Genomic DNA, 18,177 nt, shown 5'->3' with positions numbered 1-18,177 from the left:
AATAATCAAGACTTATTCCTCCTCTTTTGAGCAAAAATGACGTAGTATTAGAGTGTACAGTTTGTACAAAAGAAATTTAGGAGGGATATACATGAAAGTTATCGTATTAGGATCTTCACACGGCGGCTATGAAGCGGTCGAAGAACTGTTGTTGACGCAGCCCGATGCGGAAATTCAGTGGTATGAAAAGGGCGACTTTATCTCATTTATGGGGTGAGGCACGCAAATGTATCTTGAAGGAGTCGTTAAAGATGTGAATTCAATTCGCTATGCGACTGCTGAAGAGATGGAACAACGCGGGGTCCGCGTTTTCACAAACACTGAAATTACAAAAGTAGAACCTGACAAACACCAAGTGGAAGTATTGAACCATGTTACAGGGGAAACACGGGTAGAAAGTTATGACAAATTGATTTTGAGTCCCGGAGCCAATCCGTTTATCTTACCTGTGCCAGGCAAAGATTTAGGCAACATAAAAACAATGCGTGGTCGTCAAGACACAATTGATTTAAAAATGTTGTCTGTTGATCCAGATATTGAAAACGTTGTGGTTATCGGCGTTGGTTATATCGGAATTGAAGCAGCGGAATCATTTGCAGTATCTGGTAAAAAGGTTACTTTAGTGGATATTATTGATCGTCCATTAGGAGTCTACCTGGATAAACAATTTACCGATGTGCTGGAAACAGAAATGGTTGACCATGGCATCAAGTTGGCAATGGGAGAATCAGTTGTTGAATTTGTTGGCGATGACAACGGCAAAGTAACTAAAGTAGTGACCGATAAAGGGGAATATCCAGCTGACATGGTAGTAATGTCTGCCGGTGTTCGGCCTAATACTGCTTGGTTGAAGGATGCGGTTGAAATATTGCCAACCGGCATGATTAAGACAGACGAATACATGCGTACAAGTGAACCAGACGTATTTGCAGTTGGAGATGCAACGCTGATCCAATACAATCCTGGTAACACTACAGTCAATATTTCATTGGCAACGAACGCACGCCGTCAAGGTCGTTATGCTGTTCGCAATTTAGAAGAAGCAAAATACCCGTTCCCTGGCGTTCAAGGATCTTCTGCTTTACGTGTTTTTGACTATAAATTTGCTTCAACTGGCTTAAATGACCAAATGGCCAGTAAGCTAGACATTAAAACGAAATCTGTCTTCCTGGATCAAGATACGTTAATGGATTTTGTTCCAAAAAACTTAAAGACTCGTATGATGTTCAAACTAGTATACAATCCAGAAAACATGGAAATTCTAGGCGCCCAAATCATGTCGAAAGAAGATTTAACGGCGAACATCAATGCGATTTCCATTGCTATTCAAACGCACTTTACGGTGGAGCAGTTGGCGTATGCCGATTTCTTCTTCCAACCAGAGTTTGATACACCATGGAACTTGTTAGGAATGGCTGGTTTAAAAGCCTTGCAACAAGAAAACAAAGCATAAGAGGTTTACAGGCTGCACTGGATAGTGTAGCCTTTTTTATGAGGAGTGAAAAAGATGAAGATCGGATTACGAACGATAAAAACGGCAATTGCTGCACCGATTGCTTTGGTCATCGCAAACTTATTAGGACTAGAGAGTGCCACCGCGGCAGCGATTATTACTGTTCTAAGTGTCACTAACACGAAACGCTCGACGGCTAAAACCGCCTGGAATCGGGTTATTTCGCTGACTTTAGCTACAGCAATAGCGGCTTTATTTTTTTCACTATTTGGGTTTAATGCTTTTTCCTTTGGTTTGTATTTGCTCTTATTTATTCCTTTATCAGTCCGGCTAAAGGTAGCAGAAGGAATTTCGGTTAGTTCCGTCCTGATCACCCATTTTCTGGCCAGTGAAAGCTTGGCCCCTTCGCTGATCTTAAATGAGTATTTGCTGATGATCATCGGCGTTGGCTGCGCCTTAATTGCCAATATCTATATGCCCAATACGGAAAAGAAAATCAAAGAAGACCAGCAGGTAGTAGAAGTAATGATGAAGAAGCTGCTGGCGAAAATGTCTGATTCCCTTAATCAAAATGCGGGTGAAGAAGTGTTGCTGCAAGAGTGTCTTTCACTGGCTGACTTTGTGAAGCAGGCGCAAAAGCGCGCCTTGAGCTTTGAAGAAAATCGCTTATGGTCGCCTAACAGCTATTATTTTGAATATTTTGCCATGCGGCGTCTGCAGGTGAAGAATCTTTCAGATATGCTGCAGGTGCTTATTCATTTGAACGCAACAGAAAATGAAGCCCAAGAGTTACGAGCTTTGTTCACTTTTACTTCGCAAACATTAGCCGAAGACAATGATGGACAGGAAATTTTGAAAAAGATTGACGAGACGTATCAACGGTATCGAACCAAAGACCTACCAGAAAATCGGGAAGCCTTTGAGAATCGAGCGATGCTGTTCCATTTGTTTCAATTGTTCCAGGATTTTATTGCGATAAAGGCTGGTTTTTATCGTGAAATTCAAAGATAAGCGGGAGGTCCTAGGTAAAATCAGTCTTATGACCTAGGCAAGATTCTTGTGTTTCCTTTACTATAAAGGAGAAGGAAATAGGAGGAGTTCAAAATGAAAAAAATTGCAGTAGGGTTAATATTGGTTGGGCTAGCGGTCGTAAGTATGTCGAGTATGTTTTTCCATAATCGTCAAACGAATAAAACATACCATGCAGAAGAAGCGCTTCAGAGCATTATAATAGATGATAAAAATTCACCAGTAACTGTAGTAGGAACTAATGATAATAGAGCTACTATAGAATATAAAGAATCTAGAAACAACAAATATCGTCTGAAAGAACGTGATGGAGTATTAACGCTTGAACGTAAAGACAACTGGTTCTTTTTTACTTCTTGGTTCAGCTTTGGTAACGACCAAGGAGAAGTCGTTGTTGAAGTTCCGAAAGATCAGTTGGAAAACTTGGACCTAGAAACCAGCAACGCCAGCGTCTCGGTTAAAAACCTTTCAGTAAATTCTGCGGATATTGAAACGTCTAATAATGAAATTAAGTTATCTAAGCTGAAGGTTAGTGATACGATTGATGCCGAAACCAGCAATGGTAAAATTACTTTGTCTGATTTGACCTTTAGTGATGGTGAGTTTATTACCAGCAACAGCAAGCTGGAGGCTGATCGTTTAGATGGAAAAAATATTTTGCTGGAAACTAGTAACGGCAACCTTAAATTTGATAATGTAAAAGTTGGCAGCGAATTAACTGTTGACAGCAGCAATGCCAGCATACAAGGCTACATTATTGGCAAACAATCTGATTTTGAGATTAATTCTGATACCTCCAACGGACAAAATACTCCGGGAAATTCAGAAGGCTCTGGTGAAAAAGTATTGGATATGAATACCTCTAATGGAGATATTACAGTTAAATTTAGTGAATAGATTGAAGAAAACGAGGCGTTGATGCGGCTCGTTTTTTTTTTTGCAGAATTTCAGATGGTGCTGAGCCGATTCTTTGTCATTCGTGAAACCGTATTCTATGATGGATAGAAGGAAGGTGACGAATTGATGGAGAAATTTGATAAACAATTTATTGCAGGAAAATGGCAAATTGGGAATGACAGTGAGCATGTGAACGAGGACAAGAACCCTTATTCACAGCAGACAATTGTGACACTTCAAGGTGCCAATACTGATGATGTTGATAAAGCTTATCAAGCTGCCAAAAAGGCACAAAAGGAATGGATGAACAAGACGCCTCAGGAACGCAGCACAATTATTGAAAAAGCTGCTGATTTGATAGAGGAGCACCAAGACGAAATCATTGACTGGTTGATTAAGGAAGGCGGAGCAACTAAAATCAAAGCGGGGTTAGAGGCGAGTCTGGCTCAGGGAATCACTCGCGAAGCTGCGACATTTCCTATGCGATCAGAAGGCAAAATTTTGCCAACCAATAAACCAGGTGAGGAAAGCTTTGTGACACACCGTCCCTTGGGAGTAATTGGGATTATTAGTCCTTGGAATTTTCCATTCCATTTGACGATGCGTTCGCTGGCACCTGCTTTGGCAGCTGGAAATGGTGTAGTTATTAAGCCTGCCAGTGACAGCCCAGTGACTGGTGGCCTACTGCCTGCGAAGTTCTTCGCGGATGCAGGAGTACCAGAAGGGTTAGTCAATGTAACAGTCGGCAGCGGCAGTGAAATTGGTGACTATTTTGTGGAGCATCCAATACCAAGCTTTATTTCTTTTACTGGTTCAACGGCAGTTGGTAAAAATATTGCTAGTCATGCCATGAGCGGCAAGAAAATTAAACAGGTCGCTTTAGAGCTGGGTGGAAATTCACCATTTATCGTTCTGGAGGATGCTGATTTGGAAGAAGCAGCTCAAGCATTAGTTGTAAGTAAATTCATGCATTCTGGTCAGATTTGTATGGCAGCCAATCGAGCGATTGTTGTCGCGTCTGTTTTCGATGAATTTGTTGAAAAAGTAGTCGCTCGTGTAAAAGCATTGGCTGTGGGCGATCCGGCTAAGAATGAAACAGTGGTAGGTCCGATTATTAATCAAAAACAAACGGATCAAATCCAAGAAATCGTGAAAAAAGCGAGAGAAGCAGGCGCTGAATTTTTAATTGAAGGCGGCGTGAAAGGCCAATTAGTCGAACCTTCAGTGCTAATCTCAGAAGATCCTGCACTCGAGATTTTTCATGAAGAAATTTTTGGTCCGGTATTACCAATTCTCAAAGTCAAAGATACTGAAGCAGCAATCACAGCTGCGAATGATACAGAGTATGGATTATCCAGCGCGTTGTTCACCAAGGACTTGAACAAAGGTCGTTTGTTAGCAAACCAAATCGAAGCAGGAATGTGCCACATTAATGGCTTAACTGTTGATGATCAGCCCAATGCACCTTTTGGCGGGGAGAAAAATTCCGGCATCGGCCGCTTTAACGGTGAGTGGGTACTGGAAGAGTTTACTCGGGTTCAATGGGTAACTACTCAGTCTGGTAAAGGACAGTATCCGTTTTAAGATATAAATAAGAGCTGTCAGCTGACAGCTCTTATTTTGTGGTGTAGACCTCTTTATGAAACCGCCAAATTTGATAGCTTTGCGTAACTGCCAGGTATAGGAATAACACCGATACCAGTAAAATTGTTTGTCTGCCTAGATAATCATAGCTAAACACGGAAACAACTACGCCAGCTAAAAAGGCCAATACGACCCATAAAAAGTGGAAAAACTGTTGTTTGGCTTTGTCATCCTTGGTTTTCAGATAGTCATAAAAATTTGTAGCGACACCCTTTAGGTTGCCTGTTGTAAACAAATTAGTGTAAGATAAGCCGTTAATTTTATCAAAGGCAATCCATTGAATCGCAGCAGTAAAGGCAATAATCACTGTGATTGCAGAAGGATGCGGCTCTAGCCACTGCAGACTGATCACGAAAAAGACCAAGGCTTCGAAATACAATAGGAACAATCGCCAAAAATGCAGTTCCTTTTCCCGGAAGTAATCAATTAAGTATTTAGCCAGTAAAATACCTAAAAAGAAAAACAGGGTAGAAAGCAGCTTCTTGCCGACTAAAGCCCATTGATGGTCAAAGGCCTGAATAATCGCTAAAATTAAATTTCCAGTCTGGGCCGAGGCAAAGGCTTCATAGCGGATGTAGGTATAGCTGTCCATCACGCCGCCGATAAATGTCAAAATTAAACCGACGGAGCGATGTTCATGAAAACTTGAATTCACAGGTGCTCATCTCTCTTCTGAAACTATGGTAGCACATTGCTTCAAAAAATGGGTGGAAAATTAATCGATCATGAAAAAAATAGCAAAATTAAACTTGAAATCAAGAAGACACAACGGAATTTTCATAACTTAGACTAAAAATCGCAGTGTATTAACAAGGCGAAGTTTGAGAATTTCCGAACCATAATTGGCTCAAAACTATTCGCTGGAAGTATTATCTGAAAAACGCTTTAAATATCAGCTGATGGAGGGGATAAAAGGGAAGAATTCCGAACAACCTCCTAGTTTTTTAGATAAATAAGCCCAGTAAAGTCAGCTATCTTTTTTTTGAAATTGTGTTAAAATGGGTATGCTTTTTACTCTCGAAATTGGAAGGAAAAGATTCTGATGTCTTTAAAAAATCGGGCAGACTGGCAAGAAGCCTTTCAAGCCGTCATGCCCCTTTGTTTCAGCTATATTCCCGTGGGTTTAGCCTGCGGCATGCTGCTGCAGCAAGTAGGGTTTAATCCTCTTTTGACAGCACTGCTGTCTTTGGTTGTATTCTCAGGTGGTGCACAGTTTTTGGTGGTATCTTTGTTAGCGGTTCACGCCTCGTTTACTTCCATCATATTGATGGTTTTGTTTTTGGAATTGCGTTACGCTTTGCTGGGCTCGAGCCTGTCTCACTTTTTTAAGCAGGAGCAGCGGGGATTTTTGGCCGTGTTTTCGCAATCAATGAATGATGAAAATTATGCGGTTAATTATTTAAAGTTTTCAACCGACAAAACTTGGAATCGTACGCGGGCGATTATGGTAAATTGGTTTTCTCAGGCTTCATGGGTAATCAGTACCGTACTCGGTAGTGTTTTCGGCTCATTTATTCATGTGGATACAGAGCTGGTGCATTTTGCTTTAACCTCGATGTTTATTTTTATGTTTATTATGCAGGTGAAAAACAAGCTGTTGTTAGTTACGGGGATGTTTTCCGGAGGATTGGCAGTCATTTTTATGCTGCTGCTGAAGAATACTTTTGGTTTGATTTTGGCAACGGTGGTTGCTTCACTGGTAGGCTTTTTGGTCGATAAAAAAATTCGCAGTTCGGCGACTGGTAAAGACAATGACGACTTTTTTACTGTAAAAGGCGAGGAGGCTCATCATGAGTAATTTTTATTTACTTTTGTTGATTTTAAGCTTATTTGTCGCTTCTTATATTCCCCGTGTAATCCCGATGCTTTATTTCTCACAGCGCAAAGTACCGGAATGGTTTAGTGAGTGGATGAAGTTTGTTCCGATATCGCTATTTGCTGCATTGGTATTTAAGGATGTTTTTATCAGCCATGCGCATTTTGAAATAGGGGGAAATATTCGGATTCTGGCAATGTTTTTAGTGGCAGGAGTTGCTTATAAAACCCGCTCCATGGCTTGGTCGGTAATCGCTGGTTTAGCAGCGGTATTTCTATTATCGTTAATGTAGGGCGCCGCTCAAGCAGCAGGCGTTTTTTTGTTGCAGCTGATAGCTCATCTATTATTTTCCTACTGAGAACGACGCAACCCGTGTAACGTGGTATGATGAGAAAAACGATTTAAATAAAGGACGACGACCAAATGAAACTGACGATTAAGGAAATTGCCAAGCTTTCAGGGGTTTCGGTGACCACCGTTTCCCAAATCATGAATAACAAGGGTGGACGGTTCAGCGAAAAAACCAGAGATAAGGTGCTGAAGGTCATTGAAGAAAATGATTATGCGCCGAATTATTTTGCTTCCAACATTATTCTAAAAAAGTCAAAGACTATTGGTGTAATTGCACCTTCTGGTTCTGAACAGTTTACCAGCGGTATCCTGCAGGTTTTGCGAGACAAGCTGCAGGAAAATGGGTATTATTTAATTATTTGCGAATCAGATCATCAACAGGCAAGAGAAATGGATTTATTGAAGAAGTTGAATCAGTTAGGTGTGGAGGCAATCGTCTTTTTCACAGCGAATCAGTATTCACCAGAAGTCATTAAGCAGGGAAGATATTTAAAAACACCGATTTTATTTGTTGATCGGGGCTTGAATCAAGGCTACTATGGTTCAATTTTAGTAGAAGAAGAAATTGGTGCATGTAAAGCCATTGAGTGGTTGATTCGTCGAGGAAACCAGAAGATTGCTATTTTGACTGAGGATGCTACGACCTATCATTTGAATGAACGATTTTTAGGCTATAAACGTGCGCTCAAGGAAGCTAACCTGCCTTTTTTAGTTGAGCTAGTCCAAAAGGTTCCTTTGACAATTGAGGGTGGGTACCATGGAACCACACAGCTGATTCACTCACAGCCAGATGTTTCCGCAATTTTCTGTGTTGATGATATGGTAGCTTTGGGTTGTTACCAAGCAATTTACGACATGGAAAAGCAATTGTATCGTGACATTGATATGGTGGGATTTGATGGCGGGGCGATGACTAAGCTTGTGCGACCCAAAATACGCTCAGTCAAACAACCCTTAGAGCAATTCGGAGCCATTCTTTCGGAAAAGATTAAGAAGGTTATTTTGTATCCGAATGAACGGATTACGGATGTAATGCTGGATACAGTGTTTGAGGATTAGATGAGACCAATAAGAAAACGAACAAGTTGCTCTCCAATTAACAGAGGCCAATTTGTTCGTTTTTTGATCGGCATTTATCCTTGATATTCAGCTAAAGGTCGGTAAGTTAAGACCTTCATTTTACGATAGAAGTCAGCGGGCAGCTTTTTCCAAGCCCGCATCAATTGCATAAAATAACTTTGATCTGCTCTAATTACGTATTCATTTAGTAATAGTCCGAAAGATTTACGATTGCTTTGTTTCAACATATTTTCATAAGCCTCTTTGGCATCTTCTTCATTATCAGCTACATATAAAGTTTGAACTTCGACATAGGCACCTTCAATACTTTGTGTTTCTTCGATAAAATAAATGGATCTTGTTTCTTCGCTCATTTAAATCATCCTCTCCATGTATATAGAATAACTGTTGTTCGTGAATTAACTGTGAACGATTTGGTCATTTTTTCTTGGGATTTACCTAGGATTTGGTAAATAAATGATAAAGTGGCTGCCTTGTCCTAGTTGAGAGGATACATTAATGCTGCCATGGTGCAAATGAATAATTTGTTTCACTAGCGTTAAGCCTAAGCCGTTGCCCTTTATTTTACGACTGGTATCTGCTTGATAAAATTTCTCAAAGATGTGCTGGCTCTCTTCAGGGCTCAAACCTAAACCTTCATCGCAAATCGCTATTTCCAACCCGCCTTCGACTTTTCTTAAAGTAACGGTTAATTTGCTTTCTGGCGGGCTGTACTTGATGGCATTGTCCAGCAGGTTTAACCATACATGATACAAAAATTCTTCATTGCCTTTATAGCAGGTTTCTTCAAGATCAATGTCTAGCTGAAGCTGCTGTATTTCCCATTTCGGCTGCAAGAATAAAATGACCTCTCGGATTTGTTCATCCAATTGAAAAGATTCTTTAGGAAATTGAATGCTTTGGCTTTCCAATTTGGTCAAATGCAAAACATTGTCTGTTAGCTGAGATAATTGCAGGGTGCCATCCAGCATACGCTCCAAATAAATTCTTCGTTGTTCCGGCTTCAGCTGTTCATTTTGCAGCAGCTGTACATATCCTCGGATAGTGGCCACCGGTGTTTTGAACTCATGAGAAACAGTTGAAACAAAGTCGTTGCGCAAAGTCTCGATGCTGCTTAATTCCTTTACCATCACATTAAAATCGTGGTAGAGCTGTTCCACATCCTCGACCTTTTGATCCTCGGTCAGCTGAACAGTCAGGTCGCCTTTGGCAACCTGAGTCATGGCTTGACGCAGACTGGCAATAGGATGAAGAATCCGTTTACTGACAATGGCAGATACGCCTAAACCAATCAGCAGACTCAACAGCGAGATGATTGCCAAGGGAAAGATGTGCTGTTCCTGCCGGGTACTTAAAATATCAAAGCGATTCAGCACAAACATGGATGTCACAAAGAAACCTAACAAAAGTACCATAATCAGGAAAATCATGCAGGTAAAATACACCCACAAGGAAGAATGCAGTTTTTTTAGCATCAATGAAGCACCGCCTTGTAGCCCAATCCTCGAATTGTTTCAATTGAGAAGTCAGTATTTTCCTGGAATTTTTGACGTAGTCGTTTAATGTGTACGTCGATGGTTCGCTCATCGCTGTCGGAATCCAAGCCCCAAATTTCATCCATCAGTTGTCGCCGGGTAAAAATTTTGTTGGGATAGGCTAAGAGCTTGTAGAGCAATAAAAATTCTTTTTGCGGCAGTGTTTCGGCATTCTCTTGGATAATAACTTGATAGCTTGCTTGATCGAGAGTCGTTTGTCCAACGGTCAGCTGTTTATTGTGGACAATTTGAGCCCGCCTTAATAGAGCTTCTACCCGCAGGACCATCTCATTGAGATCAATAGGTTTCACCATATAATCATCGATTCCCATACCAAAACCTTTCTTTTTATCTTGAAAGGTATTTTTAGCAGTAATCATCAAGATTGGCAGCTGGAAGCCCGCCTCTCTTAGGTCTTGAGTTAGTTCATAGCCGTCCATGTCCGGCATCATAATATCGGTAATCATTAAATCAATGTGCTGCTTATCTAAGATATTCAGGGCCTCAACGCCGTTGGTTGCTAGAAATACGACAAAATCATTTTGCTCCAAAATCGATTGATAAAGAAACAATAAGTTTTCCTCGTCTTCCACAATCAGCAAGTGGTTCATTTGCCTTCGCCTCCTTTTTGCATAATAATAGTAGCTAAATGCTGTGAACTATGTGTGAAGTTTGTTCATCTTGAGTTAATAAAGCTCTGGTATCTTCACTTCAAATCAAAAAATAAAGGGATGAATTCATGTTAGAACTAAAAGATATAAAGAAATATTACCATGTTGGGGACACAACTACCAAGGCCCTTGATGGCGTAACCGTCGCTTTTCGCCGTCAGGAATTTGTCGCGATTTTAGGAGCGAGTGGTTCTGGGAAAACTACACTGCTAAACGTAATCGGCGGTCTGGACAATTACGATACTGGTGATATGGTGATTAATGGGAAATCAACGAAAACCTTTAAGGAGTCCGATTGGGATGCTTATCGGAACAACTCCATCGGCTTTGTTTTTCAAAGCTATAATCTGATCAGCCATTTAGGTATTATTGATAACGTAGAGCTTGGCATGACCTTAAGTGGTGTGCCAAAAGAAGAAAAAACACAAAAGGCAGAAGATGCGTTGCGTCGCGTAGGTCTGGCGGATCATATGCACAAAAAGCCGAATCAGTTATCTGGTGGTCAAATGCAGCGGGTGGCGATTGCCCGGGCGTTGGCTAATGATCCAGACATTTTACTCTGTGATGAACCGACTGGGGCACTGGATACGGAGACCAGTGTGCAAATTATGAACCTGATTCAAGAGCTGTCTAAAGAAAAATTAGTGATTATGGTAACCCACAATCCAGCTTTAGCCGATGAATATGCTGATCGGATTATTCGTTTTTCTGATGGGAAGATTTTAAGTGATTCACATCCCCATCAAGAACGACCAAAACCAGATCAATTTAATTTGAAACGGACTAAAATGAAATTCATGACGGCGTTGAAGCTGTCCTTTAACAATCTGCGAACCAAAAAAGGGCGGACCTTCTTAACTGCTTTTGCTTCCAGTATCGGGATCATCAGCATAGGGATCGTGCTGTCACTTTCCAGCGGGTTTCAAACGCAAATTGATCAGACGCAATCGGAAACAATGGCCAAGTTCCCAATTACGATTTCTCAAGTAGCCGCAGATCGGAGTGGTCGGCAAGAAGATGCGTTAGGTACCGATGATGGGAAATTCCCTAAAACGGATACGGTAACGGCTAAAATCAGTGACCAGGATCGTTCGCAGCATACCAATAAAATTGATCAAGAGTATGTAGACTATATTGAAAATATCAACCCTGATTTGAGCAACAATATTGGATTTACTCGTTTAGTTGGAATGAACCTGCTAAGAGATGTGAACGGCAATGTGGAACCAGTGAAATTATCCAACGATGCTTCAGACAGTGCCAGCGCTGGAATGACCAACGCAATGGCGAATATGACGGGTGTCGGTGTTTCTTCTTTCCCTAAACAATTGAAAGAAGGCAGCGAAAGCTTTTTAGAAGAAAACTATGACCTGCTAAATGGCGCATATCCAAAAGACCCAACAGATGTAGTGTTAATTGTTGATGGCAACAATAATACCAATATCAATTCTTTAAAGAACCTTGGCTTCGACGTCAAGGATGGCGAAAAATTGAATTTCGATCAAATCGTAGGAACCACTTTTAAACTGGTTCACAACAACGACTATTATACTGAATTGCCAACTGGAAATTTTGTGCCAAACAGTGATTACAATGACATTTACAATAATGCCAACAATGAAGAAATGAAGATTTCCGGTGTGCTGCGGGTGAAGAAGGATTCAACCATGAACCTGTTAGCCCCAGGAATTGCTTATAGTAATGAATTGACTCGAAAAATTGTTGACGAAAATAAAGACTCAGCGATCGTTGCAGCACAAAGAGACAGCAGTACCAATGTGATGACCAATGAACCTTTAGATGATAGTACGAAGGACAGCACGTTAGCTTACCTTGGCGGCGACAGCATCCCTTACAGTATTATGATTTATCCAAATAACTTCAAGGACAAAGAGGCGATTTTGGATTACTTGGATAAATACAATGAAGGAAAGTCTAAGGAAGATCGAATCATCTACCAAGATTTGGCTGGGACTATGACTGAATTGACCGGTGGTTTGATGGACGCTATTACCTATGTTCTGATTGCTTTTGCCGGAATTTCATTGGTAACTAGTATGATTATGATTGGGATTATTACGTATACCTCAGTCATTGAGCGGACGAAAGAGATTGGTGTTTTGAAGGCTTTAGGTGCGCGGAAAAAGGATATTACCCGAGTATTTGATGCGGAGACCTGTATTTTAGGTTTGGCTTCAGGAACATTGGGTGTTGTACTAGCCTGGTTAGCAACTTTCCCAATCAACATAGTGTTGTATAATATGACTGATTTGGAGAATGTGGCTCAGCTGAATCCTGTACATGGGCTTATCTTGATTATCGTTTCAACGGTATTAACCATGATTGGCGGACACATTCCAGCACGAATGGCTGCTAAAAAAGATGCAGCAATCGCTTTACGAGCAGAATAAAAAAATTCAGTACCTTCTTATTAGAGGGTACTGATTTTTTGTTTCTAGCCATAACTAATGGTGCGGATAGTACTTTGGTCTAGCCCCTTCAACACTTGAATCAGCATTTCTCGAGCTGCATCGAAATCAGCAATACTGAACATCGTTTGGTGAGTATGAATATAGCGTCCACAAACACCGATTACGCTGCTAGGAATTCCTTCATTGGCAGTGTGAGCAGCGCCAGCATCGGTTCCACCTTTCGAAACAAAGTATTGATAAGGAATATTGTGCGTTTCAGCGGTGTCCAATAAATATTCTCGCAAGCGGGGCAGTAAAATCATGCCTGGATCTTGAATCCTCAGCAGGGTCCCTTCGCCTAAGTGACCAAATGTTCCATTAGTAGTAGTTAAATCATCCGCTGCAGAGCAATCTACTGCAAAGAATAAGTCAGGCTTAAACTTTGTGACAGCAGGTTTGGCTCCTCGCAAGCCTACTTCTTCTTGTACATTTGCGCCAGCAATCAGTGTGTAATCCAAGGTTTCCTTTTGTAAAGCCTCTAGTGCTTCCAAGACAACAGTGCAGCCGTAGCGATTATCCCAAGCCTTACTGATAATATTTTTACCATTGGCCGTTTTGACGGTTTCCACCTGCGGCACAATCGTATCTCCAGGCAGAACGCCGTATTCTAAAGCTTCTTCCTTCGATTCAAAGCCAGCATCGAATAAAATGTCCTCAACCTTTACTTGGGTTTGACCACCAGTCCCGCGCAGCAAATGAGGAGGAACGGAGGATGAGATGCAGGGATAATTTCCTTTTTTTGTTTTCAAGGTAAAGCGTTGTGCTGAAACAACATAAGGATTCCAGCCGCCTAAGGGAACCACCTTGAATAAACCTCTGGAGGTAATTTCCGTCAGCATAAAACCAACTTCATCCATGTGAGCCGCTACCATCACTCGTGGTGCATCCTCGCCAGCATTCTTAAGACCAAAAATACCCCCTAGGCCGTCTTGTTGAATGTCATCTACTAAGGGAGTCATTTCCTTTTTCAAATAGGCCCGAACATCTTCTTCAAACCCGCTGGTTCCTTGTAATTCTGTTAACTCTTTAATACGGTTGAATGTAGTTTCCTTCATACATATGCTCCTTTATCTTCTATTATTAAATAGTATAATCCTTTTTGAATGATCTGTAAGGTCTGACTTCTATCTGAGCCGATTATTGGCAACAAAAAATAAAAACGGGTAGAGTAATTGTAAAATGAAGGACTCATTTTTTATTCATGGAAAGAAGGAAAAAGGTATGTATACTGACTTAAAAAACAAGGTAGCCGTAATTACCGGTGGATCAAAAGGAATTGGAACAGCAATCTCTAAACGTTTTGGTCAAGAACAAATGAACGTGGTAGTAAACTATCACTCGGACGAACAAGGAGCCAATGAAGCCGTAGAATTAATTGAACAAGCTGGTGGAAAGGGCATCGCTGTCCAAGCCGATGTCGGTACCGAAGAAGGCACTCAAAAGTTGATTGATGCAGCGGTCAAAGAGTTTGGTGATCTGGATATTTGGATCAATAATGCCGGGATGGAAAATCAACACGAAACCCATGAATTGCCATTAAAGGATTGGGAAAGAGTAATTGATGTGAATTTGACGGGGGTATTTTTAGGGACTAAAGCTGCCTTAAATTATTTCTTGGAGCAAGATAAAAAGGGCAACATTATCAATATGTCTTCAGTCCATGAGCAGATTCCTTGGCCAACATTTGCTCACTATGCAGCATCTAAGGGCGGAGTAAAACTATTCTCTGAAACGGTTGCGATGGAATATGCGGCCCGCAATATTCGGGTCAACAGTATTGGACCAGGTGCTATTAATACACCAATTAATGCGAAAAAATTTGCAGATCCAGAACAATTGGCGACAACTACCGGCATGGTACCGATGCAGCGTATTGGTGAGCCAAGTGAGGTAGCAGCGGCTGCTGCTTGGTTAGCTTCAGACGAATCGAGTTATGTGACAGGAATTACGTTGTTCGTTGATGGCGGTATGACATTGTACCCATCTTTTCAAGGTGGAAAAGGATAGAATGGAGTGTTAATGGATGAATATTTTAATTGCATTATTACCAGCAATTGGTTGGGGCGTTCAGCCGCTGATTCTAAAAAAAATCGGTGGCCGTCCGACCAATGAAATCTTAGGTACAGGTATTGGTACACTAATTGTTGGCTTAATTGTCTATTTTTTCTTTTCTAATCAAAGTGTTTCCTTGGGTACCTTTATGATCGCAATGGCTTCTGGTGCTTTTTGGGTAATCGGACAAACTGGCCAATATACTGCTTTTAATTTGCTAGGTGTTTCGCGAACGATGCCAATCTCGACAGGCTTGCAGCTGGTAGGGACCTCTTTAATCGGCGTTTTTGCCTTTGGAGAATGGGCTGGAACTACCTCTAAGATTATCGGTTTTGGATCAATCGTGCTATTGGTCATTGGTGCTGCACTGACCGCTATCACAGAAGGTTCAGATGATCAGGGCGGAACTAGTAAAGGGTTAATCATTTTAGCAAGTACCAGTGTGGGTTATTGGGTGTACAGTGCATTACCTAAGCTGGTAGATGCGCCAGGAGATGCTATTTTCTTTCCTCAAATGTTGGGTGTATTTATTGCTGCATTAATTTATGTTATCCTTAAACAGCCAACTGCTTTCTCAAGTGATAAAAGCTGGAAAGCAGTCATTGTCGGGATTATTTTCAGCATTTCAGCTTTTGCCTATATTTTTTCGGCTCAAAGGAATGGCGTAGCAACTGCTTATGTAATCACACAGTTGAATGTAGTTATTTCGACGTTAGGTGGTATGTTTATTCTAAAAGAGAAAAAGACGCCCAAAGAGTTTCGCTTTACGTTAATTGGGTTAGCCCTAATTGTGATTGGGAGTGTTACAACGGCGTTTTTATAAAAAAAAGGAGGAGTTAAAGCATTGTATCTTACGATAAAAAATATTTTTCGTTTCGTATTGGTTATCGGTTGCGGGTGGGGACTTGCATTGCTGTTGGGGCTGTTTGAAGGTCGATTTGAACTAAATCAGTTGGTTTTTTATACGATTCAAAGTAATCTGCTGGTATTTTTTGCTTACTTGTATTTGCTTATTAAAAGTATTGCCAAAAGTCTTTCTCTAAAACAGGCGTGGTCGGCAGATTTTTCGCCGAATAGCATGGGAGCCTTGACACTAATTATTGTGATCACTGGCTTAATCTATAATTTTATCTTGGTGCCTACTATTTCTGACACTTCAGGCTATGCGGTAAATAGTTTCTCAGATATTCTAGTCCATACGTTTACCCCAATTATGGTATTTGTGGACTGGATTATTTTTGCGAATACAAGCAATATGAAAAAGATTAAGCCATGGACTTGGGCGATTTTGCCACTGCTTTATTGGGTATTTACTATTGTCCGCGCACAAATCGGCGGACCGATTGCGGGCTTTGGCAGCTATTATCCCTACTTTTTCATTGATGCTGACCAACTAGGCTGGACCTGGGTAATCATTAATGTACTGGTTTTGCTACTGGTATTTGTTCTATTTGGCTATCTAATGAAGCTGATTGCCTGGATAACTAACCGGTTTAAGCCGTTTACTAAATAAAAAAAGTTTGTAACCATTTGGTTGCAAGCTTTTTTGTTGTACGTTTTGAAAACCACTTGATTTATACATTGTTCTGATGTTTTTTAATCAATTTGATGGAAGATTGATCGGGGAAAAATATATCTTAAATTGAAAAAAGTAGAATTTAGAAGTGGTATACTTAAAACAGATAAACGCATGAACAAACTATAATAGCTGCTAATTGCTTTACAACTGAAAAAGTATAGGACGGAATTAAATGAAAAAAGAACATAAGCTAGCTGCGGCTATATGCTTCATAGTTGCTGCAATTTACATATATACAAATCATTCAGGTATAAATATACCTGGAGCGATAATAATTATTTTTGTAGGGTTTCGTTTGGTAAAGGGAAACTCTCACTAGCTTTTAACTAGTGGTGAGTCTGGTACTAAGTAATAGATCAATTGATAACAAACCGTTTGGAAGTTCAGCTGTGTTTCGGACAGACCAAAGATTTTTTCGGCAATTTGATTTATTTTCTTCAAAGAGAGCTCCTTTTCAAAATAAGCTTCAAAAAAATCGCGTGTTACTTCTTCGCTGTAAGTAAACGTAAAGTCTTGAGAATTGTAAGAGATACCGCTCTCTTTTAGGATTTGCTTGTAGTTTTCCATTAGATTCGGCTTTGTATCTGTTTCTTCATAAGGTGAAAAGAGATTATCAGTTTGTTGAACTAATCTAAAAATCAAGCACCAACGATGGCTTTGAGCAGTGAAGGCTAAAAGGTCTTCTTTGGTAAGCAAGACAGGATTCATGGCGGTAAAGACCACATCAAAGGTTTCAGTAGCAGACTGGAAAAACCTTTCTTGATCTTGATGAACAAAAGCCGCATCCGAATCCTGTAGCTTCGTTTTCGCAATCCCCAGCATTTCATTAGAAATATCCACTAACGTATAGTGGTCAACAGTATCTTGAAACTCCGCTAAATAGCGTCCGCTTCCTCCAGCTAAATCAAGAAAAGAATGAGCAGGCAAAATCGCTTGTTGCAAGAGGAATTGCTTTAGTTTCTCAGCAATTGGAAACGGAGATTCCTGCTGAATTATTTCATATTCATCGGCAAATTCATCCCAAAATTGTTCAAGCTCATTTAAGTAATCATCGGTCATGAGACTTCCTTCTTTCTGTCGAATAGTATACCATTAGTGGTAATAGAGAAAAAGAAAAGGGGAATTGGATGAAAATCGAGCACGTAGCAATGTATGTCCATGATTTAGAAGGAATGCGAGAATTTTTTGAAACATATTTTGAAGCAAAAAGTAATGATCAGTATCATAATCCTAAAACGGGTCTGAAAACGTATTTCCTTAGCTTTGACGATGGTTCACGATTAGAATTAATGACCAGACCTGAGATTGAGGGGGCAGCGCCTGCTTTATATCAAGCAGGATTGATCCATTTAGCTTTTAGTGTTGGCAGCAAAGAAAAGGTTGATGAACTGACGAAACGTTTCTTAGCCGATGGGTATCAAGTATTGTCTGGTCCGCGCACTACTGGGGATGGGTACTATGAATCGGCAATTGTAGCAATGGAAGGAATTCAGATTGAGATAACTGAATAAATAAGATGATTGAAGGCAGGCTGCGGCTTGTCTTTTTTCTTTATTTCCAGAGAAAATTGAATATAACTGCGCAAACTACCTAGAAAGT

18 protein-coding genes are annotated in these 18,177 nt (G+C 40.6%); 12 read left to right on the top strand and 6 right to left on the bottom strand.

Annotated features, from left to right (window positions below; translation table 11 throughout):
• Nucleotides 1-91 precede the first annotated feature (91 nt).
• From IGI46_RS17245 to IGI46_RS17230, 4 genes are all read left to right on the top strand, one after another.
• On the top strand, nucleotides 92-1,453 hold the full coding sequence (locus IGI46_RS17245; RefSeq protein WP_429973901.1) for an FAD-dependent oxidoreductase: 1,362 nt from the start codon (nucleotides 92-94) through the stop codon (nucleotides 1,451-1,453).
• A 54-nt stretch (nucleotides 1,454-1,507) separates the two neighbouring features.
• Nucleotides 1,508-2,464, top strand: coding sequence for an aromatic acid exporter family protein (locus IGI46_RS17240; protein WP_429973900.1), 957 nt, complete (start codon nucleotides 1,508-1,510; stop codon nucleotides 2,462-2,464).
• Between the two features lie 93 nt (nucleotides 2,465-2,557).
• On the top strand, nucleotides 2,558-3,379 hold the full coding sequence (locus tag IGI46_RS17235; protein WP_429973899.1) for a DUF4097 family beta strand repeat-containing protein: 822 nt from the start codon (nucleotides 2,558-2,560) through the stop codon (nucleotides 3,377-3,379).
• Between the two features lie 126 nt (nucleotides 3,380-3,505).
• Nucleotides 3,506-4,963, top strand: a complete 1,458-nt coding sequence (locus IGI46_RS17230) for an aldehyde dehydrogenase family protein (RefSeq protein ID WP_429973898.1) — start codon at nucleotides 3,506-3,508, stop codon at nucleotides 4,961-4,963.
• 31 nt (nucleotides 4,964-4,994) lie between these two features.
• Here the strand turns inward: IGI46_RS17230 and IGI46_RS17225 are convergent, their stop codons facing one another.
• Entirely contained in the window at nucleotides 4,995-5,678 is a 684-nt protein-coding gene (locus IGI46_RS17225; protein ID WP_429964173.1) for a YoaK family protein, read from the bottom strand.
• Between the two features lie 387 nt (nucleotides 5,679-6,065).
• Here IGI46_RS17225 and IGI46_RS17220 point away from each other — a divergent pair, with 387 nt between their 5' ends.
• The 3 genes from IGI46_RS17220 to IGI46_RS17210 all read left to right on the top strand — a co-directional run bounded on the left by IGI46_RS17220 (nucleotide 6,066) and on the right by IGI46_RS17210 (nucleotide 8,249).
• On the top strand, nucleotides 6,066-6,821 hold the full coding sequence (locus IGI46_RS17220; protein WP_429973897.1) for an AzlC family ABC transporter permease: 756 nt from the start codon (nucleotides 6,066-6,068) through the stop codon (nucleotides 6,819-6,821).
• Nucleotides 6,814-7,131: an AzlD domain-containing protein gene (locus IGI46_RS17215; protein ID WP_429964171.1), complete on the top strand. Its 318-nt coding sequence runs from the start codon at nucleotides 6,814-6,816 to the stop codon at nucleotides 7,129-7,131. Before IGI46_RS17220 ends, IGI46_RS17215 begins: the two co-directional genes overlap by 8 nt.
• A 131-nt stretch (nucleotides 7,132-7,262) precedes the next feature.
• Nucleotides 7,263-8,249: a LacI family DNA-binding transcriptional regulator gene (locus IGI46_RS17210; RefSeq protein ID WP_429973896.1), complete on the top strand. Its 987-nt coding sequence runs from the start codon at nucleotides 7,263-7,265 to the stop codon at nucleotides 8,247-8,249.
• Between the two features lie 74 nt (nucleotides 8,250-8,323).
• Here the strand turns inward: IGI46_RS17210 and IGI46_RS17205 are convergent, their stop codons facing one another.
• The 3 genes from IGI46_RS17205 to IGI46_RS17195 form a co-directional block, all read right to left on the bottom strand.
• Nucleotides 8,324-8,623, bottom strand: a complete 300-nt coding sequence (locus tag IGI46_RS17205; protein WP_207701050.1) for a hypothetical protein — start codon at nucleotides 8,621-8,623, stop codon at nucleotides 8,324-8,326.
• 81 nt (nucleotides 8,624-8,704) lie between these two features.
• On the bottom strand, nucleotides 8,705-9,745 hold the full coding sequence (locus IGI46_RS17200; RefSeq protein ID WP_429964169.1) for a HAMP domain-containing sensor histidine kinase: 1,041 nt from the start codon (nucleotides 9,743-9,745) through the stop codon (nucleotides 8,705-8,707).
• Complete coding sequence (locus IGI46_RS17195) at nucleotides 9,745-10,416, bottom strand: response regulator transcription factor (protein ID WP_429973895.1); 672 nt, start codon at nucleotides 10,414-10,416, stop codon at nucleotides 9,745-9,747. Before IGI46_RS17195 ends, IGI46_RS17200 begins: the two co-directional genes overlap by 1 nt.
• Nucleotides 10,417-10,544: 128 nt before the next feature.
• Here IGI46_RS17195 and IGI46_RS17190 point away from each other — a divergent pair, with 128 nt between their 5' ends.
• Entirely contained in the window at nucleotides 10,545-12,887 is a 2,343-nt protein-coding gene (locus IGI46_RS17190; RefSeq protein ID WP_429973894.1) for an ATP-binding cassette domain-containing protein, read from the top strand.
• A 44-nt stretch (nucleotides 12,888-12,931) separates the two neighbouring features.
• Here the strand turns inward: IGI46_RS17190 and pepA are convergent, their stop codons facing one another.
• Complete coding sequence (pepA, locus tag IGI46_RS17185) at nucleotides 12,932-14,002, bottom strand: glutamyl aminopeptidase (protein WP_429973893.1); 1,071 nt, start codon at nucleotides 14,000-14,002, stop codon at nucleotides 12,932-12,934.
• A gap of 166 nt (nucleotides 14,003-14,168) precedes the next feature.
• On the opposite strand from pepA, the gene IGI46_RS17180 reads away from it, so the two are divergent.
• Genes IGI46_RS17180 through IGI46_RS17170 form a run of 3 tightly spaced genes read left to right on the top strand, consistent with a single transcriptional unit; the run spans nucleotide 14,169 to nucleotide 16,512 of the window.
• Nucleotides 14,169-14,954 carry a glucose-1-dehydrogenase gene (locus IGI46_RS17180; protein ID WP_207701055.1) on the top strand — a complete coding sequence of 262 codons (786 nt, stop codon included), beginning with the start codon at nucleotides 14,169-14,171 and terminating at the stop codon, nucleotides 14,952-14,954.
• Nucleotides 14,955-14,970: 16 nt separating this feature from the next.
• Nucleotides 14,971-15,822, top strand: coding sequence for a GRP family sugar transporter (locus IGI46_RS17175; RefSeq protein ID WP_207701056.1), 852 nt, complete (start codon nucleotides 14,971-14,973; stop codon nucleotides 15,820-15,822).
• 21 nt (nucleotides 15,823-15,843) lie between these two features.
• Entirely contained in the window at nucleotides 15,844-16,512 is a 669-nt protein-coding gene (locus IGI46_RS17170) for a Pr6Pr family membrane protein (RefSeq protein ID WP_429973892.1), read from the top strand.
• 381 nt (nucleotides 16,513-16,893) lie between these two features.
• Here IGI46_RS17170 and IGI46_RS17165 read toward each other — a convergent pair whose 3' ends face one another.
• Complete coding sequence (locus IGI46_RS17165) at nucleotides 16,894-17,637, bottom strand: methyltransferase domain-containing protein (protein WP_429973891.1); 744 nt, start codon at nucleotides 17,635-17,637, stop codon at nucleotides 16,894-16,896.
• A gap of 68 nt (nucleotides 17,638-17,705) precedes the next feature.
• On the opposite strand from IGI46_RS17165, the gene IGI46_RS17160 reads away from it, so the two are divergent.
• Nucleotides 17,706-18,089, top strand: coding sequence for a VOC family protein (locus IGI46_RS17160; RefSeq protein WP_429973890.1), 384 nt, complete (start codon nucleotides 17,706-17,708; stop codon nucleotides 18,087-18,089).
• Nucleotides 18,090-18,177 lie beyond the last annotated feature (88 nt).

The organism is Enterococcus sp. AZ163 (genome assembly GCF_050498925.1).
Lineage (GTDB): Bacteria > Bacillota > Bacilli > Lactobacillales > Enterococcaceae > Enterococcus_A > Enterococcus_A ferrettii.
The sequence above is the reverse complement of the archived record's forward strand: the minus strand, read 5'-3'. Positions and strand labels throughout refer to the sequence as shown.

Bases quoted from the DNA above. Each gene is read 5' to 3' on its own strand.
- IGI46_RS17210 (WP_429973896.1), top strand. From the start codon at position 7,263: ATGAAACTGACGATTAAGGAAATTGCCAAGCTTTCAGGGGTTTCGGTG.
- IGI46_RS17205 (WP_207701050.1), bottom strand. From the start codon at position 8,623: ATGAGCGAAGAAACAAGATCCATTTATTTTATCGAAGAAACACAAAGT.
- IGI46_RS17180 (WP_207701055.1), top strand. From the start codon at position 14,169: ATGTATACTGACTTAAAAAACAAGGTAGCCGTAATTACCGGTGGATCA.
- IGI46_RS17215 (WP_429964171.1), top strand. From the start codon at position 6,814: ATGAGTAATTTTTATTTACTTTTGTTGATTTTAAGCTTATTTGTCGCT.
- IGI46_RS17200 (WP_429964169.1), bottom strand. From the start codon at position 9,745: ATGCTAAAAAAACTGCATTCTTCCTTGTGGGTGTATTTTACCTGCATG.
- IGI46_RS17190 (WP_429973894.1), top strand. From the start codon at position 10,545: ATGTTAGAACTAAAAGATATAAAGAAATATTACCATGTTGGGGACACA.
- IGI46_RS17165 (WP_429973891.1), bottom strand. From the start codon at position 17,637: ATGACCGATGATTACTTAAATGAGCTTGAACAATTTTGGGATGAATTT.
- IGI46_RS17235 (WP_429973899.1), top strand. From the start codon at position 2,558: ATGAAAAAAATTGCAGTAGGGTTAATATTGGTTGGGCTAGCGGTCGTA.
- pepA (WP_429973893.1), bottom strand. From the start codon at position 14,002: ATGAAGGAAACTACATTCAACCGTATTAAAGAGTTAACAGAATTACAA.
- IGI46_RS17230 (WP_429973898.1), top strand. From the start codon at position 3,506: ATGGAGAAATTTGATAAACAATTTATTGCAGGAAAATGGCAAATTGGG.
- IGI46_RS17175 (WP_207701056.1), top strand. From the start codon at position 14,971: ATGAATATTTTAATTGCATTATTACCAGCAATTGGTTGGGGCGTTCAG.
- IGI46_RS17160 (WP_429973890.1), top strand. From the start codon at position 17,706: ATGAAAATCGAGCACGTAGCAATGTATGTCCATGATTTAGAAGGAATG.
- IGI46_RS17220 (WP_429973897.1), top strand. From the start codon at position 6,066: ATGTCTTTAAAAAATCGGGCAGACTGGCAAGAAGCCTTTCAAGCCGTC.
- IGI46_RS17240 (WP_429973900.1), top strand. From the start codon at position 1,508: ATGAAGATCGGATTACGAACGATAAAAACGGCAATTGCTGCACCGATT.
- IGI46_RS17195 (WP_429973895.1), bottom strand. From the start codon at position 10,416: ATGAACCACTTGCTGATTGTGGAAGACGAGGAAAACTTATTGTTTCTT.